The sequence below is a fragment of the Bradyrhizobium lupini genome, from assembly GCF_040939785.1.
Classification (GTDB): domain Bacteria; phylum Pseudomonadota; class Alphaproteobacteria; order Rhizobiales; family Xanthobacteraceae; genus Bradyrhizobium; species Bradyrhizobium canariense_D.
In genome coordinates this window covers 6,480,687-6,504,954 of the sequence record NZ_CP162553.1, presented here as the reverse complement: position 1 = coordinate 6,504,954, position 24,268 = coordinate 6,480,687, and the positions used below count along the sequence as shown (strand labels likewise).

Genomic DNA, 24,268 nt, shown 5'->3' with positions numbered 1-24,268 from the left:
GTCGGGATCTCGATCGGGCATGAAACTGGCACTGGCAAGTTCGCCTGCCTCCGTCGAATCGGCGCGAAAACAACCGGCCATTCAAGTCTCGAACCTGAGCATCGTTTTCGACACCAAGCGCGGGCAGATCATCGCGGTCGATCGCGTTTCGTTTGACGTGGCGCCTGGCGAGTTCGTTTGCATCGCCGGTCCCTCCGGCTGCGGCAAGTCGACGGTGCTCAATACGATCGCCGGGCTGGAAGTGCCGTTCGAAGGCGAGATCCTGGTCGAGGGTGCGCCCGTCTACAGTCCGCGTCCCGATGTCGGCATGGTGTTCCAGCAGCCGCATCTTTCCCCTGGAAGTCCGTCCGCAGCAACATCGCCCACGGTCCCAGGATGCTCGGAAAGTCCACGACGGAAGCGTATGCCATCGCCGACGATCTGATCGCGATGGTCGGCCTCAAGCGTTTCGCCGACGCTTATCCGATGACGCTGTCCGGCGGCATGCAACAGCGCGTGGCGATCGCGCGAGCGCTGGCCAATCAGCCCCGTGTGCTGCTGATGGACGAGCCCTTCGGGGCGCTCGACGCGCAGACCCGCGCCGTGATGCAAGACAATCTGCTGGCGCTGCGCGACCGGATCAAGGCGACGATCGTGTTCGTGACGCATGACATCGATGAAGCCATCGTGCTGGCCGACCGCGTTCTCATCATGAGCGCGGGACCTGGCCGCATCCTGCGCGAAGTCGCGGTCAAGCTGCCGCGCCCGCGGTCGAGTTCTGTCATGGTCGAGCCAGCATATCTTTCGCTCAAGAAAGATTGTCTCGACGTCATCCGCGCAGAAGGGTTGCGGGCATTCAATCAGTCGGACGCGGACTGATGACGCGGAGTCCGCGTCTGAGGCGAACGCAGGGAGCTGGCATGGTTCTTGAATAGCCGATGCCAGGTCTCACATGCGGAGCCGGCCATGCACAGGGCGAACAGCGCGATAGCGGCAGGTGTGATGCTCGCGGAGTCGGACGATCTCGTCAGACCGCTGCCCGGCTTATTGGATGGTCTCAACCGGGCTGATTGCAATCGCTTGCGTGCGATCGGACGCGAAAAGTTCCTGGAAGCCGGCCAACTGGTGTGGTCCCAGGGCGACGCACAGGCCGGGATCTACCTGATCAGCGAGGGGCGCATACGCAGCTACTATGCCGCACCGTCGGGGCGCGAAGTCACGCTCGCCTATTGGTTTCCAGGCAACTTCGTCGGCGGGCCCGACATCTTCGGGACAGGCCCGCATATGTGGACATCGGTTGCGGCCGAGCGCAGCCGGTTGACGTTCATGCCCGGACTGGCATTGCGGCGGCTTGCGCTCGAATCGCCGGCAATCGCCGTCGCCTTGCTGGATGCCCTCGCATTCAAGGCGCGATGCTATTCGGCAATGGCCCAGATGCTTGGGACGCGCTCGGTCACCGAGCGGCTGCATAGCCTGCTGATCTTCCTGTCGCATGTCTACGGCGTGAAACGCGACGGCGAGATCGTCGTCGGCATGCCGTTTACGCACGGCGACCTTGCCAATCTGATCGGATCCACCCGCCAATGGGTGACCGTGCAACTCGCGCGGCTCCAGGATGAAGGCGTGATCAGATACGAAAGATCCGTGATTGCGATCCTGGATGTTTCTACACTTGGGCAGGCGATGGGATAATGTCCGCCCGTTAGCCGCCAGACTTCAATTCGAATGCCGATCCGTCTGCGCCGGCCTCGAACCGCCGTGCGAGTCCGATCAGCGCGCGATCGTGCCAGGCCGGCGCCAGCAGGGTCACGCCCATGGGCATGCCGTTCGGCAATTTCGTATTCGGAACGGCGACGCCGCAGAGATCGAGTAGATTGGCAAAGTACGAGTAGTAGCCCAGACGATTGTTGAGGGTGATCGGATCACGATGCATCTCCTCCAGTGTGAACGGCCGCGGTGCAGTCGGAACCACCAGGGCATCGATGCCGGCAAAGATTGCTTCGGCGTCGCGGCGAAGCCGGTGCAGCCGGTGAATGGCGCCAAACGTGTCGATCGCCGAATACCCGGCGGCTGAGCCCAGCACGGTCCTCGTGACATCAAGCAAGGCGCCGGATTCGACGTCGATGAGCGAAGCGATGGCCGAGTGCCGCTCCGCGACCCAGGGACCGCTGAACATCAACTCCCCGGCCTGGCGGAATGGGGCGAAGTCCACCTCGATCGCCGTTCCTCCGATATGAGCAAGACGTTCGCAGGCACTCTCGTAGAGTTCGCCGCATTCCGACATGCCGAAGCATTCGAGATCTGCTGGCGCAACGCGGCCGAACCGGAATGATGCCGCCGCACCGTTGGCGGGGAAAAAGGTTCTGGGCAGGCGGCTGTAGGGATCTTCGAAATCAAACCCTTCGATGATGTCGAGGATTGCTTCGCCGTCGCTGACGGTATTGCAGAATACCGACACGCAATCGATCGTCGGACAATTCGGCACCAGGCCACGTGATGACACCAGCCCAACGGTCGGCTTGATTCCGACGATGTTGTTGAACCCGGCAGGTATGCGCCCCGAGCCGCCGGTATCGGTGCCGAGCGCAAAGGCGACGTGCCCCGCCGCCACGGCGACCGCGGAGCCGGAACTGGAACCGCCCGCAACATAGCGCGCATCGGCAACCGACGCGCAGGGGCCATGGGGCGAGCGCACGCCGGACAGGCCTGTGGCGAACTGATCGAGATTGGTCTTTCCGAGGCAAATTGCGCCGGCTGCGGTGAGGCGTTCGACGCTATGCGCGGAATGCCAGGGCGTATAGCTGAACGCCGGACATGCGGCAGTGGTCGGCATTCCCGCGACGTCGATGTTGTCCTTCACACCAAATGGAATGCCGAGCAGCGGAAGATTTTCGCCCGTCCGCGCGCGCGCCACCAGCTTATGGCATTCTTCGAGTGCCTCCTGCCGCGGGCGAAGATAGATCCAGCAATTGCGGTCGCGCTCGGCCTCGATCCGGTCATACGCCGTTCCGATCGCCTCCAGCAGCAGGGACGAACTCCTGGCAATGCCTTCGTAGTTTGTCCTGAGGCGCGCGACACACTGGCTCACGGAATATCTCCTCATCCAACCGGCAGGCGCGAAATTGCGGCAGCTCTGCGCGGCCAACAAGCAATTAAGTGCTTCCCCCAAATGGCCGCGTGACCGGAAACGCGCCGCTCAAACAAAAAGGGCGCCGTGCCGAAGCACGACGCCCTCGTTTGTCGCTATACGGGCGATCAGTTGGTCTGCTGGATCGCCGACAATTCCCAAGTGCCGCCCGGACGTCGGGCAAAGGTCCAGACTTCGGTGGCCTCGCCCGGCTGCTCGCTGCCGGCGACAATCGCGCCGGTATTGCGGTCGAGCGTCTTGTCGGTGAGCGCGAAGCGCAGCGCCACCGTCGCGTAATCGGTCTCGCCTTCGCGCCAGGATTCCGCGAGGTCGCCCTGCAACAGCTTCACACCGCTGACCTTGTTGACGACATTGCGCGCGCGGTTCTGGCCGAGGTCCTGCTCGAAATAGGAGACCATTTCCGGCGTCGCGAGCGTGTGCAGCTTGGCCACGTCCTCGTTGGACCAGGCCGACTGGACGTCGCTGAGCAGGCGCTCGAACGCTTCATAGTCGTCCGGCTTGATCTCGAGCGGTGCGTTGTTGGCGCCGAAGCCGAAGCCACCGCCAAGACCACTACGATTGTTCGCCTGCGGTCCCGGACCGGCACCGGCGTCAGCATTGGCATAGGCCGCCTGCGGGGTGTGGCGGCGCTGCCACCAGGACATCGCCAGCCGAACCACGAGCACCACGAGGACGATCTGGATGATCAGGCCGATGATCGACGACAGGCCACCGAGGCCGCCGAACAGGCCACCGCCGAACAGCATGCCGAGCAGGCCCGCGCCGAGGAACCCGGCCGCAAGGCCGCCCATGAAGCCGCCGGCCCGGCCGAACAGACCGCCACGCGCGGGTGCGGCGGCAGCCGAATTCATGCCTGCGCCCGGCTGGGTGTAGGTCCGATTGAACTGCGAGGTCGAGCCCGGCGCGGTCGTGGTCGATGGCGGGGCCGAATAGGTGCGCGAACCGCGCGAACCCGACGACATACCGCCACCGACGCGCGCGTCGGCGGACGAGATCGCCAGCGCAGTCGGCAGCGCAAGCGCCAGCACGACGGCAATCGTCTTGAAGAGACTGCGGGAGCGTTGCGAGAAATTCATGTTGGTTTCCCAGATCCCCGGCATGGGGATGTGCCCCTAAGATGGGCAGCCTTCCGTAAAAAGGAAGCCACTATCGGAACTTATGGCTGCGGCCCTCAGTCGCGGGGATGTGGCAAAAGCCCATATTTGGCGGCGGCTTGGCCGGGTGTGCAAAAGGAGCCGCGGTCGCCGGCTACCGGTCGGTTTGGCGACAGCAGTTCAGCTTTTTTCCGTCATTGCGAGCGAAGCGAAGCAATCCAGGCTGTTTCCGCGGAGGCAACTGGATTGCTTCGTCGCTTCGCTCCTCGCAATGACGGAGAATGTGGAGCCCGCGCCCTCACCCCGCCTTCGCCATCGTCTCCTTCACGGCCGCCACGAGCTGGCTAAGTGTGAACGGCTTGGGCAGGAAGTCGAACTGCTGGCCTTCGGGCAGGCTCTTCTCGAACGCGTCCTCGGCGTAGCCGGAAACGAAGATGAACTTGATGTCGGGGTTCTTCTCGCGCATCGCCTTGAGCAATGTCGGGCCGTCCATCTCCGGCATGACGACGTCGGACACGACGAGATCGATTCCGCCGCTCTGCTCTTCCAGCACCTCCAGCGCCTCGACGCCGTTCTCGGCCTCGACCACGGTGTAGCCGCGCGAGCGCAGCCCGCGTGCGTTGAGCGCGCGCAGACCCTCCTCGTCCTCGACCAGGAGGATGGTGCCCTGTCCGGTGAGATCGGTGCGGGGCTTGGCGTCCGCCACGGACCCGGCCTCCTTCGCGGCACCATTGCTGGCGCCAACGACCGGCGCCGGCTGCTCGACCTGCACCTCCGGCTCGGCATGATGGCGCGGCAGGAAGATGTGGAACGAGGTGCCCTGCCCGGGCTCGGAGTCCACGTAAATGAAACCGCCGGTCTGCTTGACGATGCCATAGACGGTGGAGAGCCCGAGGCCGGTGCCCTTGCCGACCTCCTTGGTCGAGAAGAACGGCTCGAAGATCTTGCCGCGGATGTCGGCGGGAATGCCGGTACCGGTGTCGGCGACCTCGATCCGCACATAGTCGGCGGCTGGCATGCCCTTGTAGGCCAGCCTGGCCGCTTCCTCGGTGGTGACGTTTGCGGTGCGGATGATCAGCTTGCCGCCGTCGGGCATGGCGTCGCGCGCGTTGACCGCGAGGTTGACGATGACCTGCTCGAACTGGGAGACGTCGACCTTGACCGGCCAGAGATCTCGGCCGTGGATGGTCTCGTGCTTGACCTTCTCGCCGATCAGCCGGCGCAGCAGCATGGCGAGATCGGAGAGCGCATCGCCGAGGTCGAGCACCTGCGGCCGCAGCGTCTGCCGGCGCGAGAACGCCAGCAACTGTCGCACCAGCGTGGCGGCCCGCGTCGCGTTCTGCTTGATCTGCATGATGTCCTGGAACGACGGGTCGGTCGGCTTGTGCGCGTTCAGCAGGAAGTCGTTCGCCATCATGATGGCGGAGAGCACGTTGTTGAAGTCGTGGGCGATGCCGCCCGCGAGCTGGCCGACGGTCTCCATCTTCTGCGACTGGTTGATCTGGTTCTCCAGCGCGCGCCGCTCGGTGGTCTCGAGCATGTGCACAATGGCGACTTCGGCGTCGTTCTCGGCCGCATCCACCGGCGTGACGAAGAACTGGCCCCAGCGCTCTCTGGTTCCTTCGAGCGCCACTTCGACCGGCGCGACGTCGGCCTGGCCCTCCGCAGCCTGGTTGATGGCCGCGATCAAAGGTGCCGGTCGCGCGAATTGACGGCGCGGAAGATCGACTTGCTGGCGCTGTCGAGCCCCAGTGCCTGCCCGAGCTTGGCGTAGCGCGCATTGGCGCGCACGACGTTGCCGCCGCGGTCGACGGTGGCGATCGCCATCGGGGTATGGTCGAAAAAGCGCATGAAGCGCACTTCGGCGGCGCGGTCGGGATCGCTGCGCTCGTCGCGGGCACGGCTGATCACCAGCGTGCGCGACGGGCCCGGCGCACCGTCGGCGCCGAAGGCGAGCTTGTGATAGAGCCGAACCGGCATGGTCTTGCCGGTACGCATGCGCAGGTCGATGTCGAAGACTTCCGTCTTGACCTCGCCCGGCACCGCCACGATCGCGGTGAGCAGCGAAGCACCGTCGCCGGAGACGATGTCGGTGAGCTTCAGCCCGCCCGAGCCGATCTCGGCGAGGTCGTAGTCGAGCCAGTTCGCCAGCGTCGCGTTGACGTAAGCGAGCTCCCCGGCCGGATTGACCGAGAAGAAGCCGCAGGGCGCGTGATCGAGATATTCGATCGCGTGCTGGAGTTCCTGGAACACGTCCTCCTGGCGCTCGCGGTCGCGGGTGATGTCTGCGATCGACCACACCGCGTATCTCGTCTCGCGCTTGCCGGTGCCGAGGGGCCGCACCCGCATGCGGAGCCAGCGGCCCTGGCTGCCATCATTGCCGGAGATGCGGACCTCTTCCTGCTGCCGCTTGCCTTCGCGCGCGGCTTTCAAGAGGCGGAACACCGCCTCGGAGACGTCGGGGTTGCCGATGAAGACGCGCTCCACGGGGCGCACGTCCTGCGGACCGGCGGCGCCGGTCAGCGTCAGGTAGGCCGCATTGGAATAGACCACATGGCCGCGCGGGTCGGTCACGGCGAGGCCGTCGAAGGCGTGGTCGGCGATGCGCCCCATCACGGGATCGTCGAGATTGCGATCGGCGAAGCGGATGATGCCGGCGGCGAAGGCGAACAGGTTGAACAGGCCGACCATCGCCAGCACGGCGAGGATACCGAGGATATAGGGCTGGGCCTGCGCGCGCCCGAGCGTCATCAACCCGACGGCAACGGCGACGAGGCCGGCGGCCACCAGCAGCACCAGCGCAATGCTGCCCGAGCGCGGCGACGGCTCGTGCGCCGCAACGGGCTCGCGTGTGAGGTCGTGGTCGGTCTCGGCAGTCATCTCAAGCTGGCACAAGCCTGTCGGCAGAGAATCAACGCGCTACAGGGCGCGCAGGGTCCTCCCTGCCTGAATCGGACCCGCAGGCGCAAGGGCAGCAGGGGCGAAAGGTACGCTGATTCCCAGATTACGGCCATTTCCAGTACTTTTCAGGGGTTTTATTGCCGGGTGGCACCGAATCCGCTCTTTAGACGCATGACGTAGCCGATGACTTCGGCGACCGCATGGTAGTGCTCGGTCGGGATTTCCTCGTCGATCTCGACGGTGGCGTAGAGCGCGCGGGCGAGCGGCACGTTCTCGACGATCGGGATGTCGTGCTCGCGCGCGATCTCCCGGATCTTGAAAGCGAGGTTGTCGACGCCCTTGGCGACGCAGATCGGCGCCGACATGCCGCGCTCGTAGGACAACGCGATCGAATAGTGGGTCGGGTTGGTGATGATCACCGAGGCCTTGGGAACCGCCGCCATCATGCGCTTCTTGGAGCGCTGCTGGCGCAGTTGCCTGAGCTTGCCCTTGATGTGCGGGTCGCCTTCGGACTGCTTGTACTCTTCCTTGATCTCCTGGAGCGACATCTTCTGCCGCTGGAACCAGCTGCGATACTGGAAGAAATAGTCGCCGATGGCGATGATCGCGAGCGCCGCGACCACCGCGCCGAGCAGATGAATGGTCAGGCTGGTGGAGGCGCCGAGCAGGGCAGCCGGATCGAGCCTGACCATCGCCTCCATGCGATGCCGCTCCGGCCACAGGATCACGGTCATGACCGCGCCGAGCACGATCAGCTTGCCGAGACCCTTGAGGAAGTTCGCCGCCGCTTGCTTGCCGAAGATGCGCTTGAGGCCTTCGGCAGGCGACAGCTTGCTGAACTTGGGCTTGAGGGATTCGGCCGACCAGACCAGTCGGTGCTGCAGCACGTTGCCGGCAATTGCCGCCAGCACCAGCATCAGTAGCGGCACGCCCACCGCCGCCAGCACCGCGACTTCGATCTGCTGCATCAGGGCGAGCAGAGCCCTGCCGTCGGTCTTGATCATCCAGGAATTGGCGAGCAGGTTGCGCATCGGCGCCAACAGCCCGCTGCCGACCGATCCCGAGAAGCTCGAGACGACGAGCGTGGCGCCCGCGATCATGAACCAGGTGTTGATCTCCTGGCTCTTGGCGACGTCACCGCGTTCGAGCGCCTCTTCGAGACGTTTTTGCGTCGGGTCTTCTGTTTGACTCTCTGGATCGTTGTCTTCCGCCATCGATCACCCGGTCACTTGAGTGGCATCATCTGGTGCATGACACCGATGAAGTAGTCGAGAAAGGTGCCCATCATCGCCGTGAGCACGACGGCAAGCACCAGGAAGCCGGCGAAGATCGACAGCGGCACGCCGACGAAATAGACCTGCATCTGCGGCATCAACCGCGCCAGCACGCCGAGTCCGATGTTGAAGACGAGGCCGAACACCAGGAACGGTCCGGAAAGTTGCAAGCCCAGGCGGAACGCGGCGGCAAAGGCGCGCGTCGCCAGTGCGGCGACATCGCCGCTCGACACGGTCTCGCCCGGCGCGAAGATCGTGTAGCTGTCGTTCAGCGCCGCGATCACCAGATGATGGCTGTCGGTGGCGAACAGCAATGTCACCCCCAGTATCGTCAGGAAGTTGCCGACCAGCACGCCCTGCTGTCCCTGAGTCGGATCGACCGAAGTGACGAAGCCGAGCCCCATCTGCTGCGCGATCACGGCACCGGCAACCTGCAGCGCCGACAACGTCACCCGCGCGGTCGCTCCCAGCACGATGCCGATCACGATCTCATGCAGCATCAGGACCAGCAGCGGCGCGATCGAGCCCATGTCGACCTGATAGGCATTGCGATGCAGCGGCAGGATGATCAGCGTGAGCAGCAGCGCGATCGACAATTTGATCCGTGTCGGGATATTGGTCTCGCCCAGGCCCGGCAACAGCATCACCATCGCGCCGACCCGGGCAAAGGCGAGCATGAAGGAGGCGGCAAGCGCCGGCAGCAGCGAGACGTCGATGCGCATGATAGGCGCATAGTGCCTCAGCCGCCGATGATTCGCGACGATATCCGCAGCATGTGGGAATGCAGTGCGTCTGCCATGAATGGCAAGGCCAACAGCATTGTGGCAAAGATGGCCAGGATTTTCGGCACGTAGATCAGCGTCTGTTCCTGGATCTGCGTCAGCGCTTGGAACAGCGACACGACGACGCCGACCACGAGGCCGACCACCATCAGGGGCGACGACACGATCACGATCGTCCAGATCGCATCACGCGCGACGTCGAGGGTTTCCGGTCCGGTCATTTCGCAGTTCCTTTATTCAACTCTCATCCCCACCTCTTGATGAGGACACACGAACCAGAAAAATCAGATCGGCATCTTCATGATGTCTTCATAGGCCGCGATCACGCGGTCGCGGACAGAGACCAGCGTGGACACGGCGACGTCGGTATCTGCGACCGCCGTCACCACGTCCATCACGTTGGCCTTCCCGGCGGCCATCGCCACCGTCTGTGCGTCCGATTTACGGCCGGACTCCAGGACGCTGCCGACAGTATCTTTCAGAAGAGAGGCGAAGGACTGCCCGCTCGGCTCGCTGCCCTTGCCGGCACCGCTGTTCTCCAGCACGCGAGCGAGGTTTGCATAGGCGTTGGCGGCAATTGTCGGTGTTGCCATGGTTCAAATGTCCTGTTCAGCTCTTGAGGATGTCGAGGGTGCGCTGGATCATCCGGCGCGTCGCGCTGATGATGTTGAGGTTGGCCTCGTACGACCGCTGCGCGTCGCGCATGTCGGTCATCTCGACCACCGAGTTCACGTTGGGATATTTGACGTTACCGGTCGCATCCGCCGCCGGATTGTTCGGCTCGTATTTGGTGCGGAAATTGGACTGGTCGGGCTTGATCCTGCCGAGGGTGACGACCTGCGCGTCGAGTGTACGGTCGAGCGCGGAGGAGAAGGTCGGCACCTTGCGCCGGTAAGGATCGCCGCCGGCGGTCTGCGAGGTCGAATCCGCATTCGCGATATTCTCCGAGATCACCCGCATGCGCCCGGCCTGCGCCCGCAGACCGGAGGTCGCGATCGCCATTGAACGGGCAAAGTCGCTGCTGTCATTCGCCATGGTCTATCTCCAGCCCTAGCCCTTGCCGATCGCGGTCTTGAGCAGGTGCAGGCTCTTCGAATAGAGCGAGGTCGCCGCCGCATAATCCATCTGGTTGCTGGCGGCCTTCATCATCTCCTCTTCGAGATTGACGGCGTTGCCGGCGGGGCGTGTCTCAAAACCCGCATTCTTGTTCTGGTCGAATCCGGAGGCCGCGCCCGACGGCGCCATATGGGAACCGCTGGTGCGGGTGAGCGCCAAGGGACCCATCGAACCCGTGACGGCGCCGCTCCTGTCCAGCTTCGGCTCGACCAGGTCGCGCGGACGGAATTTGGGCGTGTCGGAATTGGAGACGTTCTCGGACAGGACGCGCTGGCGCTCCTGGTGCCATTGCATCTTGGTGCGAAGCGCCGATAGCACCGGAAGATCGTTGATGGACATCGTTGCGGCTCCTTCCGCCTCTCGGACCAGGTCCGAAGCTAGGCAGAATTTGCCGCCTGTATGGTTAACAGCCGGTTAAGGAGGTCGCAGGCAGCTGTCCCCCGGCGGGACACCACTGCGCGTGCCCCGTGATTCTACGCCTCCAAAAGCGGCATTAACCCAACCGCTTGGCGGCGCATTCACAGGTCAAGAAGTCGTTTTGGATCGAGCGATTCATGGGTTATTAAGAGTTGGGGACGGCAAAACTTGCCGTGGGACGTTAAGAAATCGCAGTTTGGGGCAACGTAAGCCGGTGGTTGGCGCATCTGACCACTGGCCCGAGACAAGCGCCATTTGTCGGGGACAAGTATGCAAGGCAGCCCTATCACCTTCATCGTCGCGTTCATCGTCGTTCTGGCGTTGATCGGCGTCGCTGCATGGCTGGTTCGCCGATTCGCCACCAGCCGGCTTGGCGCAAACACCCAGCGCGGCCGGATGCCCCGGCTCGCCGTGATCGATGCCGCCGCGGTCGACGGCCGCCGCCGTCTGGTGCTGGTCCGGCGTGACAATGTCGAGCATCTTCTGATGATCGGTGGCCCCACCGACATCGTCGTCGAACCCAACATCGTGCGCGCAGCACCCGGCCGCGACCAGCTCCCGCAGCGTTCCAATGCCGCCGAGCCGCCGCGTCTTGCGCCGATGCATGATACCAGCAGCTGGGCCGACGAAGCACCGCGGCCCGAGCTGCTCGATCATCCCGAGCCGCAAATGCCCGAGCCGCCACCGCGGCCCGCGCGTCCCTCCTTCGCCGACGAAGTGCGCCGGCCCGCTCCCGGGCTGGCCGAACGCCGCAACGAGCCGCCACTGGCCGGCTTCACCTCCGAGCCGCTCGCGCCGCGCCCCGAGCGCGAGCCGCGTCCCGAACCTATTCCGCCGCGCGTTGCGCGCAACGAACCCCCTCTGATGCCGCGCCCGCCCCGCCAGAGCGAGCCGGTAAAGGCGCCTCCGGTGCGCTCCGAGCGCGTAGCCGCGCCTCCTCCGCCTGTGCCGCAGGCTCCGCCCGTTCCGCCGCCGGCGTCCGCTCCTGGGGGGCCATCGAGCGCCGAGCAGAATCTCGCCGAGATGGCGCAGCGGCTCGAAGCTGCGCTGCGCCGCCCCGCCGGCGAGACGCTTGCCCCACCGGTCGCCCCGGAGCCCCCGGCCGCTCCTCCGCGTGTGGCCCGCAGCGAGCCGCCGGCGCCACCGGCACCTGCCGCAAAGCCGGCTCCGGAAAAGACCAGCTTTGAAAATCTCGAAGACGAGATGGCCTCGTTGCTCGGCCGTCCGAAGCCGTCTTCGTGAGGCTGCCGGCCCTCCCGCGTAGAGTTTTTCTTCTTTCTGTCCTGATCGGCGCGGCTTCGCTCGCGATGCCGGCACATGCGCAGGACATCAGCATCAATCTCGGCGGCGGAGGCGCTGGCGGTGGCGGCGTCACCGAGCGCGCGATCCAGCTGATCGCGCTGCTCACGGTGCTGTCGATCGCACCGTCGATCCTGATCATGATGACGTCGTTCACGCGCATCGTGGTCGTGCTGTCGCTGCTGCGCACCGCGATGGGCACAGCGACCGCCCCGCCGAACTCGGTGATCATCGCCCTGGCGATGTTCCTCACCTTCTTCGTGATGGGACCCGTCCTGCAAAAATCCTACGACGAAGGCATCCGTCCGCTCGTCGCAAATCAGCTCGGCGTCGAGGACGCGCTTCAGCGCGCCTCCGTCCCCTGCGCGGCTTCATGCAGAAGAACGTGCGCGAGAAGGACCTCAAGCTGTTCCTGGACCTCTCCGGCGAGCCGCCGCCGGCAACCCCCGACGAGCTCGGCTTACGCATCCTCGTCCCCGCCTTCATGATCTCGGAGCTGAAGCGTGCCTTCGAGATCGGCTTTCTGCTGTTCCTCCCCTTCCTGATCATCGACCTCGTCGTCGCGTCCGTGCTGATGTCGATGGGGATGATGATGCTGCCGCCGGCAACGATCTCGCTGCCGTTCAAGTTGATCTTCTTCGTGCTGGTCGACGGCTGGTCGCTGGTGGCAGGCAGTCTGGTGCAGAGTTACGGGGGTAGCGGTCCTGGGCAGCGGTCAGCGACCCTATCCTCTCTAGCCCGATGCTTGTAGGCGTGCACTTGAGCTTACCAGCGTAAGGCGGAAGCCTGCCATCGTCAGCGCGTTCGGCGGCTCGTGACATATCGGAATATGCTCAGGTTGCGCATTCATTGGGTCATTGATATGATGGTCATCATCCCTAGATCCGAAGCGGCTTATGACCAGCAACGTCGAAAACCATCTGCTCGCTCGGGTCGTGCCGCTTGGTCTTCAGGTCGCCGTTCTTGCTGCGTTGTCTGCGAGTGGCACGTTGGCCACCAACATTCTGTTGCCTTCGCTACCGAGTATCGCCGTCGCGGTAGGCGTCACCAGCGCTCAGGTAACGTCAACTATCACCATATTCCTCGCCATGTTCGCGGTCGGACAACTCGTTGTCGGTCCGTTGTCGGATCGTTTCGGCCGGCGCATACCCGTGATGATCGGGTTTGCTGTATTTTTCGCAGGTAGCATATGGTGCGCGTTAGCCAATGATTTGGCGGCACTATTGATTGGTCGCGTTGTGCAGGCCGGTGGCGCATGTGCCACGTCTGTCCTTTCGCGAGCTATCGCAAGAGATCTTTTCCAGGGCGAAAAGCTAGCGCGCGTGCTCACCTTTGTTATGGTTGCGATGGCAGCGGCGCCCGGATTCTCGCCCCTGGTCGGTGGCGCGCTGGATCATTTTTTTGGCTGGCGTTCAGCCTTTGTGTTCGTCGGAATCTTCGCCGTCGTCGCCGCTTTAGCATTTCTTGCGGCTTTCGGAGAAACGCACCACGCGCCACGAGCCGAGTTCGATTTCTCGACGATCTCCAAGAATTACTGGTTGCTATCGACTGACCGCCGTTTCCTGGTTCCTGTCGCAACTGTTAGCCTCATCTTAGGTGCGCTGTTTGCAATGTTTTCGGCGTTGCCGCGTGTCTTGATAGAAGGCCTCGACTTCACACCCATGCAACTCGGCCTGTTCTTCGCAGGCACTGTCATGATCGTCTTTAGTGCTGGCATTATCGCTACCAGAATTGTTCCGCACCTTGGTCTCGACCGATCGATTTGCATCGGTCTCGCGCTGGCCTGTGTCGGCGGCGGCATGGTGTTGCTATTCGCGCTTTTCGACGGGCGCTTTTTGCCATTTCTTGTCGGCGCATGTGTATTCCTGCTGGGCATGGGCATGGTCAATCCGCTCTGCAGCGCGCAAGCTCTTTCGCCATTCGGCGATCGCGCCGGTGCTGCCTCGGCCCTGTTAGGTTTCTGGCAGATGTTGGCCGCGGCGCTAGGCGTATCGCTTGCGGCGGTGATCGCAAGCAACCCCATGATCGGGCTTGGTCTTGTGCTAGTGCTTGCCTCGAGCTTGGCCTCGGCAATTTATCAGGTGCGGGGAAAGCTCAATTAAGCCCGTTAACGTCGCTTGCTGGCCTTAGCTGCTTCCCTGTTTCCACGCCCTACGATCGGTTCACGGGGCATATGTTTCTCACAAGGGACCTGGAGCCCTCAGCCGACTAGCAAAGGCAAACGGGCCATGTCCGGTCTCAAAGACTGAATGGACAAGGCCTACGTCCTCGCGGACTGATCGGGTTGATGAGTACGCGGGCGATAGTCTTCGGCCCTGCCCGTCACTTGAGAGCTGGCTCACGGGTCCCTGTCGCGAGGCCAAGAAGGAGCGGCGATCCTATCGCGGCATCTTGATCTGGCGCACGACGGGGATCGTGGGCAGCGAGCCGGTGTGGTCGGACTCGTCCTTGGCCTGTGGAGAGGCCGGCGCGCGGGCGGTGGCGTCGGGAAAGCGCTGCTTCATCTCGCGCAGGAAGCCGTCGAGCGTGTCGACGCTGGCAGCCAGCTTGGCGATATCGGCAAATTCGGCGCTGGAAGCACCGGTCGGTTTGCTCGCGATGTCGAAGGCGAGCCGATCGGCGCTCTCGCTCATCAGCGGCGCATATTTCTCGCGGAAGCGCGACATGCCGATCGAGTCGTCGGCGAGCGCATAACCGACGGCGGCGCGGATGATGTCGCTTTTCTCCACCGCGTTGAGCGGCTTGAAGTCACGGAAGCGCTCGCCGTAATAGAGCTCGATCTGCTCGGCGGATTCACGCCAGCGCCGCGCCGCCCAGAAGATATCCGAGCGTAGGCGCAGCACCTCGCGGCCTGTAACGTTGGAGACGATATCGAGCGCAAGATCGTGGCGGCCGACGTCGCTCTGTGCACGCGCCTCCAGCAGCAGGCGTTGCTGCCTGAGCTCGCCTGAGAGGTCGCTGATCCGGCTCGCGCGCAACGCCGTGATCGCCATGTCGGGTCTGCGATTGGCGAGATAGATCATGGAGAGGCGCGCGGCGACTTGCGCACGCGCCGCGCCTTCGAGGCGATGGTCGACCTGGTATTGCAGGAGCTCGGCGGCCTGGTCGAGCAGATCGATCGAGGCGAGACGGTCGGCGAGGCGTCGGATCAGTTCGTCGCCGCGGCGGCCGATCGGCGTCAGCTCACGGAACTCGTAGAACATCCCGAGCGATTCGATCGGCGGCAGCTCGTCGCCCTTGGGTCCCAGGAAGAGCTGCGTAAACAGGTCGGAGGCGAGGTCTTGCGCCTGGCGCGAGGCTTCCGCGTTCGGCTGCAGCTTTGTCGCGGTGCGCGCCGCGGTGAGCGCGTCCCGGTAGCGTCCGTTCTCTGCAAACATCTGCGACAGCATCTGCAGCGTCTTGACCTCAATCGAGTCGCCGCGCCAGGTCATCGAGAGCGTTTCGAGCTCGCGCAACGCGTCTTCCTTACCGATCTCGTCGCGCTTCTGCCGCAGCGCGACCTCGAGCTGCTTGGCCTCGGCCGCAGCCGGCCGATCGGACGAGCCGCCGGCGAACTTGTAGTCGTCGAGCGCGTCCTTGTCGTGGCCGAGCGCCTCGGCAAGCCGGCCGCGCAGCACGGCAAAGCCGGGCGCGGCCTCGGGCGAGACGCCGACCACCTCGAGCTCGCTGCGGCGCTTGGAGGCGCCCGCATAGTCCTTCACCTCGAGCGAAGCGCGCATCGCCTCCATCGTCACGATGCGCTGGATGTCGAGCGGTAGCGAGGCGATGGCGAATTCGACGTTCTTGAACTTCTCGCGCGCGTCCGCCCATTTGCCTTGGCGCGCATAGGCGAGCGCTTTCCAGAGCTGGGAATCGTGGCTGTTGCCGATCACGGGGTTGGCGAGGTCCTTCAGGCCCTGCGCCGGCCGACCGATCAGGATGCTCGCGATCGCATGCATGATCAGCGCACCGCTCTCCTCCTTGTTGAGAGGATCGGCGAGCATCAATTCGGTGACGGCCTTCGCCTCGTGATACATCGCGCGCGACATGTAGAATTGCGCGAGGTCGAGCCGCGGCAGGGAACGCATCGCCGGTTCGAGGTTGGCGATCGCCGTGATCAGCTCGTTCTGGCGCGCTATGAAATTTTCCGACTGGCCCTTGCGCCAACCTTCGGGGCTGAAGACCGGCCGCACTGCGGTCGGCGCGCGCTCGGCCGAGATGTCGACCGGGGACAGCGTCAGCCCGCCCTTTTTGCCGAGGATGACCTTGTCAGCCCCGACCTCGACGCCGACCTCGTCGGAATTCGGCCGGATCGCGATGCCATGCGCGGATTCCAGCAGCGCGAGATCGACGAGGTCCTGCCGCTTGATGAAGCCGCGCACCGGCCGCTGCGCGGTGATGACATAGAGCGTGTCGCCGGCATCGGGATCGGTGAGCTTGTGCAGGAGCCCCGGATTGGCGAAGGGGATCGCGATGTTGGCGAGCGCCGGGTCGGTGATGTTGCGCGAGATCATCAGCGGCAGCGGCGTCGCCTGGATCTTGTCGGCGAGGGTCAAGAGCCAGTTGGTCTGCTTGCCGACCTCCTCGCTCGACAGCGAATAGACCAGCGGCCGGGTGAGACGGATGCGCACCGCCTGTCCCTTCTCGAGCGGGACGCGGCCGACCTCGCCGATCATCGCGCCGCCCTTGGTGCGGATCGCCTCGACGTCGATCGGCTTTGCCGTATCGAACACCAGCCAAACGGTGTCGCCGCGGCGGAACGCCGCCGCAGGGGTTGCGACCTGAAGCGGGAAAGTTACCCGCAGGCCGTCGCTGTCGCGGCGGACATCGACGCTGGCACCAATCGGCTGCGGCGCAGCGGGCGCCTCTGCTGGCGCGGCCTTGACGGGCTCCTTGACCGGCTCTTTGGCAGCATCCTTCACGACCTCTTGAGGCGCTTCGGCCATGACCGGCTTGGCGGGCGCGACCGCAGCGTCTGCAACTGGCGCGACAGACTTCGAAACTTCCTTGGGCGCTTCCTTGGGCGCTTGCGCAGCGGGCGCGGCTTCGGATGCAGGAGCCGGCACCGATTTCGGCGCTTCAGCGGGCGGCATGGCGGCGGGCGCTTCCGGCTTCACCTCGGGCTTGGCATCGATCCTGGCTTCGCGCGCGATCGTCTCGGACGTCGGCGGCGCGATCTCACGATGCGCGTCCTTCGGCTTCTCGGCCGCCGGCTTTTCAGGCGCAGGCGCCGGTCCATGAGCGGCGGGCTTGGCCTGCGCGATCGCAGCTTCCGCCGACGTGGCCATCTTGCCCTTGTCCGGCTGGAAGGAGATGTCGACGACGTAGTTCTTCTCGTCGCGGAACGAATGCACGTCGGAATCGCCGATCAGCGCGATCTCGACACTGGTCTGGTCGATGTCGGCCTTCTGCTTGATCGAGGCGACGTTCGGCGGCGCTGCGACGACCGCGTCCGCCAGATCGAAATTCAGGTTGGCGTTGAAGGCGAGCGTGAGCTTCTGTTCATTGAGCACGGAGGATACGCCGACGCCATCCGGCATCTCGAACACGAAGCGGACGAAGGTCGGCTGCACCGACGCGCGCACGCGGATCTGCGGCCGTTTCTTACTCTCCGCCGCGGCGCGCTGGGCGCGCAGCGCGCGTTCGGCGACGCGCGCGCGCTCGGCGAGTTCCTTGACCACGTCCATCGGCAAGCTCGGCGGTGGCCCCTTCCAACCCTCCGGCAAGAGGTCGATGAAGGTACGTTCGCCGGCATTCATGGTGTTGACGGTGACGCGCCGCGCCAGCGACAGGCGGATGGCGCCGCCATCGGGATCGCGGCGGGCGGAGTTGACGTAGTCGGGCGCGCCTTCCGGGACGCGATCGACGGGAACGTCGACCGCCCGGTCGAAACGGATGACGAGAATGGAGCCGGCCGTCGTAACCTCGGAGGGGACGTCCTCCCCGAGCTTGATCACGAGACGGGCAAAGCCGCCGCTGGCCGAGAAAGTCGCCTCGCCCCTGATCGCGTCGGCCGCCCGGACAGGCGCCGTGAAGCCGATCAGCAGGCTGGCTGCCAGCAGCGGCGCCGCGCGGACATGACGCGACAGCCTCCGCGCCAGGGCGCGGGCTCGCGACACAAATCCAGCGGCAGCGTCTCGCGCCATTGGCGGCATTACTTCCGGTTCGACGGTCCACGCCGGCATTGCTGCCGGCCCCTGCCCCAGACTGTAGATTTTGGCAATTAAGGACTTCTTAAGTATGAGCCCTCAATTCGGCTTTTGCGTCGGCTTGCCGTCGATCTTGGGCAGCTCGCCGGCCGAGGCGGACTGATCGCCGCCGCCATTGGCCCTGCGGGCCATCTCGACCGTCAGCCGCTCGGCGGCCTCCGGGGACATCAATCCCATGATGTCCGACATTTTTCGCGGCGCGATCTGCGAGGCGATCTCGATCAGCACGCCCATCTCGAGCCGGTCAAAGACCCGCGCGGCGTCCTTGGGCTTCATGCCCTCATACATGGTGACGAGGCCCTTCATGCGCTGGGCTTCGGCGGCCTTCTGCTCGGCCTGCGTCGCGGAGATACGGGTTTCTACCGCCTTCATCTCCTCGACCTTGTTTTCGATGCGCTTCTCGGCGGATTTCAACAGGCTCTCGCGGATGTCGATCTCGCGCTGGCGGGCCTCGATCTCCTGGCGACGCGACTGCAGGCGTTCCAGGATCGCCCGTTCCGAGGCGGAGATCTGCGGCTGGGCTTCCTCCTTGACCGCGGCGCCTTCGGACTTGGTGTCGGGTGCGGCCGGCTTCGGCGCCTCCTTCGGCGCGCCATGGGTCGAGCCCGTGATATCGGGATCCTCGCGGCTGGCCGGGAAGTTCAGATTCTCCTGCGCCCACGACTTCTTGGTCTGGCTCGGCTTGTAGTCGAAGACATAGCCGCCGTTGATCACAAGACCCGTGACCTTCAGCGTGGCCAGGCCAGCGACGGCAACCAGCACGATCGGAATGACGCGGATGTTGCGAAAAGACTTCATACCCTGACTTTATGCCGCAAGACCGTTGGATCGTCGGCGCTCGGAGAAGGCTTCGGCCGCAGCCGCCACCGCCTTCGCCGATGAAGGCTTGGCTGCGGGCGCGGCGACCGTTTCCGGGTTCGTCACGGGGCGCGCAGCGATTGCGATCTTGGACAGGCGCCGCACCACGTTGTCGGCTTCGCCGAGCTGCTTGTAGAGCTGCTCGGACATCTGGGTCGCCGCCGCAAGCTGGCTGCCGAGGTTCTCGTTGACGTCGCGCACGGCGAGCTTCAGCCCGCCGATCGCGCGCTCGGCGATCTCGGTTGCGGTGATCAGCTCGCCGATGACCGCCTTCAGCGAATGCTCGTCCGCCTTCAGCCGCGTCAGTCGCTTGTTGAGCGTGACGCAGTAGACGATGGTCAGCATCAGCAGGATAGCCACCAGCGTCTCGATCGCCATTCCCAGGGAGTGGTTCATGGGGCCTCCATCATCTTGTTCTGCTCGTCGACCTTTTCGAACATCGCAAGTGTCGTACTTGGCTTGCGCAAGGGTTTCGTCACCCGTATCGCGACGCGGTCGCCGACCCGGCCCATGCGTCCTTCGGTGATGGTGACGTCGCCGCAGCGAACGGTGACGCTGGCATCCGCGCGCATGTCCAGCGGCAGCGTGTCGCCGACCTTTAACCGCATCAGCTGCTTGAGCGGAATGTCGGCTTCGTAGAGCACGGCGTCGACGGAGATCTCGGCCTGGACGATCTCGGTGGCGAAATGGCCTTCCCAGATCTGGTCGCGGCCGAACTTTTCGCCCATGAACATCTGGAGCAGGACGCCCCGGATCGGCTCGATGGTCGCGTAAGGCAGCAAGAGCTCGATGTTGCCGCCGCGATCTTCCATGTCGATGCGCAGGCGCACCAGGATCGCGGCGTTGGCAGGACGGCTGATCGCGGCGAAACGTGGGTTGGTCTCGAGGCGGTCGATGGTGAAGGTCACCGGCGACAGCGGCCGGAACGCCTGTTCGGCATCGGCCATGACGACTTCGACCAATCGCTTGACCAACTCTGTCTCGATCGTGGTGTAGGGCCGTCCCTCGATGCGCAGCTGGCTCGAGCCGCGACGGCCGCCGAGCAGCACGTCGATCATCGAGTAGATCAGGCTGGAGTCGACCACGGCCATGCCGAAATTGTCCCACTCTTCGGCCTTGAAGACGGTGAGGACGGCGGGCAGCGGGATCGAGTTCATGTAGTCGCCGAAGCGCACCGAGGTGATGCGGTCGAGCGAGACTTCGACGTTGTCGGAGGTGAAATTGCGTAAGGACGTCGTCAGCAACCGCACCAGGCGGTCGAAGACGATTTCGAGCATCGGCAGACGCTCGTAGGAGACCATCGCCGAATCGATGATGGCGCGAATGCCGGAATGATCGTCGAGCGTGACGTCGCCGACCGCGAAGCCGAGGAGGTTATCGATCTCCTCCTGCGACAGCACGCGTTCGCCGGAATTCTTGCCGGCGCCGAGATCGCGGCTGCCATCCTCGACCATGGCCGCCCATTGCAGGGCCATGGTCTCGGATAGTTCGTTTTCCGCAGCAGCCTTCGCGGCCTCAGCGGGATCCTCGGAATCGAGCGAGGCCTCCCATTGGGCGGCAATTGCATCCTGGTCTGGTTGGTCGGTGCCTGCCATGATCCCTAGCCCGTCATGCTCACTGGATCACAACTTCCTTGAACAGCACCGCGCTGACCTGGACCGGAGCAACCGCGGCGTTGACGCGCTTGGTCAGCTCTTCCTTGAGGCGGAAGATGCCGGCGGAACCGTTGAGGTCGGACGAGCGGAGCTCGCGCGCATAGGTCTGGAAGATGTCGGTGATGCGCGGCATCGTCGGCTTGATCGCCTCGACCTGCTTCTCTTCCTTCAGCTCCAGCACGATCTTGAGCTTCAGATATTGCACGCGCTCGCCCGGCGCGCCGGCGAGGTTGACCATGATGTCGGGAACCTCGACGAAAGACGGCGGCTTCGGCGGAGGCGCCGCCTCGGCGTGATGCTCGTCGTCGCCGTGACGGAAAAAGAAGAACCAGGTCGCGGCGCCGCCGCCGAGAACGGCGAGCAGGCCCACCACCATGATCATCAGCTTGAACTTGTTCTTGGGCGGAGCGGCTTCCGCGCCGTCGGCGGCTGCGCCGCCTTCCGCTTCATTCTCTGCCATGATCGCCGCGCTCGCTCATCTCTCAAAGGGGTCGAAAGAGCGAAGCTCCTGGCAGACAGTGACGCGATACAAATGCCCCAGCGCAGTGCTCCTCTTACGCGCAAACGCTACGGTAATAATGGTTAACGGAACCTTTCGATTGGGCCTTCGCTAGGAAAAATCTGCCGGGTAAACATGGCTAACAGACCCTTTCTGCCGCCTCTCCGCGCCCTCGAAAAACAATCAAGATCCTGAAATTACACAATTTTCCAGCTTGGCACGAGTTTCGCTGAGAAAGGACCGGACCCAGGGTTTGGGAGAACCCGAGGTCTCGTTCACGGGATCGGCCAATGCGCTTGGGAGAGCGAGCTGGCAGATCTCACTCAGGGGAGATTTCCGATGCAGAACGCGCTTCTGATCGGCTTGTCACGACAGATGACGTTGGAACGGCAGATGGATGTCATCGCCAACAACGTCGCCAACGCCAACACCAACGGCTTCAAGGCCGATCATTCGCTGTTCGAGGAGTACCTCAACTCGAACGCGCGTGAGGACAATTTCGTCGGCTCCGACCGCCGGGTCTCCTATGTGCAGGACCGCGGCACCTTCCGCGACGTCGGCCAGGGGCCGATGGAGCCGACCAAGAATCCGCTCGACATGGCGATCAGCGGCAACGCCTATTTCGCGGTTCAGGCCAATGGCGCCGAGCGCTACACCCGCGACGGAAAATTCTCGCTCAACAGCACCGGCCAGCTCGTCACCTCCGACGGCAACCTCGTGCTGGGCACCAGCGGCCCGATCACCTTCCAGCCGACCGACCACGACATCAACGTCGCGCCGGACGGCACCGTCACGGTGCTCGAGGGCACGGCCAAAAACGATTCGATCCGCGGCAAGATCCGCATGGCCTCTTTCGACGATCCGGCCAAGCTGACCAAGCTTGGCGCCAACCTTTATGACATCGGCTCCGCGGTCCCGCAGGCCGACACCAAGTCGACCGTGCAGCAGGGCTATGTCGAGAAGTCGAATGTGAACTCGGTCAGTGAGATGAGCCGCATGGTCGAAGTCATGCGCAGCTACACCGCCATCGCCAACCTGCTCCAGCAGCAGAGTGACATGCACAAGTCGGCGATCGAGAAGCTCGCCGACGTTCCGGCCTGATTGAGGGAGAACTGACATGCAGGCGCTTCACACCGCAGCAACCGGAATGGCGGCACAGGAACTCAACGTTCAGGTGATCTCCAACAACATCGCCAACCTGCGCACCACCGGCTTCAAGAAGCAGACCGCGGCGTTCCAGGACCTGATCTACGAACACGTCCGCCGGGTCGGCGCCCAGTCGTCCGACCAGGGCACCATCCTGCCGGTCGGCGTTGACATCGGCGGCGGCGTCAAGACCGTCGGCACGCCGCGCAGCATGACCCAGGGCACGCTGTCGCAGACCGGCAACGACCTCGACATGGCCATCACGGGCGAAGGTTTCTTCAAGATCCTGATGCCCGACGGCAGCTACCAGTACACCCGCGACGGCACCTTCCAGATGGACAATCAGGGGCGCATCGTCACGGCGCAGGGCAACCCGGTGCAACCGACGATTACGATCCCGAACAACGCCTCGGGCCTCACCATCAACGTGCAGGGCCAGGTCTCGGTGACGCTGCCAGGTTCGTCGACCTCGGCCGTCCAGGGCCAGATCGGCCTGACCCGATTCATCAACAAGGCGGGCCTCCAGCCGGTCGGCAACAATCAGTTCACCGAGACGCCCTCCTCCGGCCCGCCGCAGGACGGTACCGCGAGCTCCGAGGGCTTCGGCAACATCACCCAGAGCAGCCTCGAGCAGGCCAATGTCGACGTCGTCTCGGAGATGAGCGACCTGATCGCCGCCCAGCGCGCCTACGAGATGAACGCCAAGGTGATCAGCGCCGCCGACCAGATGATGCAGTCGACCACGGCGTTGTTCCGCTGAGGTGATGACGATGATCCGCACCACCCTCGCCACGATCTCCGCTCTCCTCGTGCTGGCGCTGCCCGCACGGGCCGCCGACGACTTCATCGCGACGCCGACGCTGCGCGCGAGCATCACCGTGACCTCGGACGTGGTGCGGATCGGCGATCTCATCGACAATGCCGGCTCGGCCGCGCTGATCCCGGTCTACCGCTCGCCCGATCCCGGCACCACCGGGGCGCTGCCGGTCGCCCACGTGCTGGCGGTGTTGCGCGCAAAGCAGGTGATCGGCGTGATGACCGGCGACATCAAGGAGGTCCAGGTCACCCGTCTCGCCCGCACGCTCGTGAACAAGGACCTCGAGACCGCGGTCGCCTCGGCGCTCGAGCGCCGCTTTGGACTTGGCGATGCCGCCAACATCACCGTCACGTTCGACCGCGGCATTGCCGACATGCGGCTGGATGCCTCCAACACCGGCGTGCTGCAGCCGGTGGCAACCCGCTACGACGCCCGCAGCGGCCGTTTCGACATCGCCTTCGAGATCAACAACGACAATAATCCGGCACCGACCAAGCTGCGTTTCACCGGCACCGCGACCGAAACGGTGGAAGTGGCCGTGCTGACGCGCGACATCGACCGCGTCGATCTCCTGAAGGCGTCCGATGTCGCCATGGAGCGGCGGCCGAAGGCCGAGGTCACCGGTGAGGCCGCCTCGCGCGATCGCACGCTCGGCATGCAGTTGCGCCGGCCGATGCGGGCGGGGACGCCGATCCGCGTCGCCGACATCGTCAAGCCCGACTTCGTGCAGCGCGACCAAAACGTCACCGTCATCTACCAAGTTCCCGGAATCTATCTCACCACGCGCGGCAAGGCGATCGAGAGCGGCGCCGAGGGCGATACCATCAGCGTGCTCAACCTGCAGACCAAGCGCACGCTCAGCGGCGTCGTCACCGGCCGCGGCCAGGTGACGGTCCAGGGCGCCAGCCAGGCCGCGCCGATGCCGGCCGCGGTCGAGCAGACCTCCTCGCTCAAGCGCGACGAGGCGCCCGCCCCCGTCGATACCGCAGCCCTCGTCCGGAACCTGGTCCAGACCCCGGCATCCCCGGCCCAGATCGCACAAGCCCAGATCCCGCAAGTTCGCGTCTCGCAAGCTCCAGCCAAGTCAGAGTAAGT

21 protein-coding genes and 3 pseudogenes are annotated in these 24,268 nt (G+C 64.4%); 8 read left to right on the top strand and 16 right to left on the bottom strand.

Annotation, left to right across the window (positions count from 1 at the left end; genetic code table 11):
• Positions 1–19 precede the first annotated feature (19 nt).
• Positions 20–858: pseudogene (locus AB3L03_RS30900) on the top strand (ABC transporter ATP-binding protein).
• An 87-nt stretch (positions 859–945) separates the two neighbouring features.
• Positions 946–1,671 (top strand): Crp/Fnr family transcriptional regulator, encoded by a 726-nt coding sequence (locus tag AB3L03_RS30895; protein WP_368507634.1) that lies wholly within the window; start codon positions 946–948, stop codon positions 1,669–1,671.
• A 10-nt stretch (positions 1,672–1,681) separates the two neighbouring features.
• On the opposite strand, the gene atzF is transcribed toward AB3L03_RS30895, so the two are convergent.
• From atzF to flgB, 11 genes and pseudogenes are all read right to left on the bottom strand, one after another.
• A complete protein-coding gene (atzF, locus tag AB3L03_RS30890) occupies positions 1,682–3,067 on the bottom strand; it encodes an allophanate hydrolase (protein WP_085349433.1) in 1,386 nt (461 codons plus the stop codon).
• A 167-nt stretch (positions 3,068–3,234) separates the two neighbouring features.
• Complete coding sequence (locus AB3L03_RS30885; protein ID WP_085349406.1) at positions 3,235–4,227, bottom strand: Tim44-like domain-containing protein; 993 nt, start codon at positions 4,225–4,227, stop codon at positions 3,235–3,237.
• A gap of 292 nt (positions 4,228–4,519) precedes the next feature.
• Positions 4,520–5,635 (bottom strand): response regulator, encoded by a 1,116-nt coding sequence (locus AB3L03_RS30880; RefSeq protein WP_368509094.1) that lies wholly within the window; start codon positions 5,633–5,635, stop codon positions 4,520–4,522.
• 159 nt (positions 5,636–5,794) lie between these two features.
• Positions 5,795–5,929, bottom strand: a pseudogene (locus tag AB3L03_RS30875) (hypothetical protein); the annotation flags it as partial.
• A complete protein-coding gene (locus AB3L03_RS30870; protein WP_368509093.1) occupies positions 5,908–6,834 on the bottom strand; it encodes a PAS domain-containing protein in 927 nt (308 codons plus the stop codon). The pseudogene AB3L03_RS30875 and the gene AB3L03_RS30870, both read right to left, overlap by 22 nt.
• Before the next feature lie 422 nt (positions 6,835–7,256).
• The gene (gene flhB, locus AB3L03_RS30865; protein ID WP_085349408.1) at positions 7,257–8,336 is read right to left on the bottom strand and encodes a flagellar biosynthesis protein FlhB; all 1,080 of its coding nucleotides are present in this window, start codon (positions 8,334–8,336) and stop codon (positions 7,257–7,259) included.
• 11 nt (positions 8,337–8,347) lie between these two features.
• A complete protein-coding gene (gene fliR / locus AB3L03_RS30860) occupies positions 8,348–9,118 on the bottom strand; it encodes a flagellar biosynthetic protein FliR (protein WP_007612283.1) in 771 nt (256 codons plus the stop codon).
• 17 nt (positions 9,119–9,135) lie between these two features.
• Positions 9,136–9,399 (bottom strand): flagellar biosynthesis protein FliQ, encoded by a 264-nt coding sequence (gene fliQ, locus AB3L03_RS30855; RefSeq protein WP_007612284.1) that lies wholly within the window; start codon positions 9,397–9,399, stop codon positions 9,136–9,138.
• Positions 9,400–9,462: 63 nt separating this feature from the next.
• Positions 9,463–9,771 (bottom strand): flagellar hook-basal body complex protein FliE, encoded by a 309-nt coding sequence (gene fliE, locus AB3L03_RS30850; protein ID WP_007612285.1) that lies wholly within the window; start codon positions 9,769–9,771, stop codon positions 9,463–9,465.
• Between the two features lie 16 nt (positions 9,772–9,787).
• A complete protein-coding gene (gene flgC / locus AB3L03_RS30845; RefSeq protein ID WP_007602149.1) occupies positions 9,788–10,213 on the bottom strand; it encodes a flagellar basal body rod protein FlgC in 426 nt (141 codons plus the stop codon).
• 15 nt (positions 10,214–10,228) lie between these two features.
• Entirely contained in the window at positions 10,229–10,633 is a 405-nt protein-coding gene (gene flgB, locus AB3L03_RS30840) for a flagellar basal body rod protein FlgB (protein ID WP_085349409.1), read from the bottom strand.
• A gap of 348 nt (positions 10,634–10,981) precedes the next feature.
• Between flgB and AB3L03_RS30835 the strand changes: the two genes are divergently transcribed.
• From AB3L03_RS30835 to AB3L03_RS30825, 3 genes and pseudogenes are all read left to right on the top strand, one after another.
• Positions 10,982–11,953 carry a flagellar biosynthetic protein FliO gene (locus AB3L03_RS30835; protein ID WP_085358955.1) on the top strand — a complete coding sequence of 324 codons (972 nt, stop codon included), beginning with the start codon at positions 10,982–10,984 and terminating at the stop codon, positions 11,951–11,953.
• Positions 11,950–12,761, top strand: a pseudogene (gene fliP, locus AB3L03_RS30830) (flagellar type III secretion system pore protein FliP). The gene AB3L03_RS30835 and the pseudogene fliP overlap by 4 nt, the downstream one beginning before the upstream one ends.
• 145 nt (positions 12,762–12,906) lie before the next feature.
• Positions 12,907–14,112, top strand: coding sequence for a multidrug effflux MFS transporter (locus AB3L03_RS30825; RefSeq protein WP_368507633.1), 1,206 nt, complete (start codon positions 12,907–12,909; stop codon positions 14,110–14,112).
• Positions 14,113–14,388: 276 nt separating this feature from the next.
• Here the strand turns inward: AB3L03_RS30825 and AB3L03_RS30820 are convergent, their stop codons facing one another.
• From AB3L03_RS30820 to fliL, 5 genes are all read right to left on the bottom strand, one after another.
• Positions 14,389–18,135, bottom strand: a complete 3,747-nt coding sequence (locus AB3L03_RS30820; RefSeq protein ID WP_368507632.1) for a tetratricopeptide repeat protein — start codon at positions 18,133–18,135, stop codon at positions 14,389–14,391.
• A 102-nt stretch (positions 18,136–18,237) separates the two neighbouring features.
• Positions 18,238–18,996 carry a MotE family protein gene (locus AB3L03_RS30815; protein WP_018456418.1) on the bottom strand — a complete coding sequence of 253 codons (759 nt, stop codon included), beginning with the start codon at positions 18,994–18,996 and terminating at the stop codon, positions 18,238–18,240.
• 9 nt (positions 18,997–19,005) lie between these two features.
• Complete coding sequence (locus tag AB3L03_RS30810; protein WP_026233172.1) at positions 19,006–19,452, bottom strand: DUF6468 domain-containing protein; 447 nt, start codon at positions 19,450–19,452, stop codon at positions 19,006–19,008.
• Positions 19,449–20,651 (bottom strand): flagellar motor switch protein FliM, encoded by a 1,203-nt coding sequence (fliM, locus tag AB3L03_RS30805; protein ID WP_018456420.1) that lies wholly within the window; start codon positions 20,649–20,651, stop codon positions 19,449–19,451. The genes AB3L03_RS30810 and fliM overlap by 4 nt, the downstream gene beginning before the upstream one ends.
• A gap of 19 nt (positions 20,652–20,670) precedes the next feature.
• Complete coding sequence (gene fliL / locus AB3L03_RS30800) at positions 20,671–21,171, bottom strand: flagellar basal body-associated protein FliL (RefSeq protein ID WP_018456421.1); 501 nt, start codon at positions 21,169–21,171, stop codon at positions 20,671–20,673.
• A gap of 378 nt (positions 21,172–21,549) precedes the next feature.
• Between fliL and flgF the strand changes: the two genes are divergently transcribed.
• From flgF to flgA, 3 genes are read left to right on the top strand one after another with little or no spacing between them, the layout of a single operon-like run.
• Positions 21,550–22,311 carry a flagellar basal-body rod protein FlgF gene (flgF, locus tag AB3L03_RS30795; protein WP_368507631.1) on the top strand — a complete coding sequence of 254 codons (762 nt, stop codon included), beginning with the start codon at positions 21,550–21,552 and terminating at the stop codon, positions 22,309–22,311.
• Between the two features lie 16 nt (positions 22,312–22,327).
• Positions 22,328–23,116 (top strand): flagellar basal-body rod protein FlgG, encoded by a 789-nt coding sequence (flgG, locus tag AB3L03_RS30790; protein WP_007602131.1) that lies wholly within the window; start codon positions 22,328–22,330, stop codon positions 23,114–23,116.
• 10 nt (positions 23,117–23,126) lie between these two features.
• The gene (gene flgA, locus AB3L03_RS30785; protein WP_368507630.1) at positions 23,127–24,266 is read left to right on the top strand and encodes a flagellar basal body P-ring formation chaperone FlgA; all 1,140 of its coding nucleotides are present in this window, start codon (positions 23,127–23,129) and stop codon (positions 24,264–24,266) included.
• The last annotated feature ends 2 nt before the right edge of the window (positions 24,267–24,268 follow it).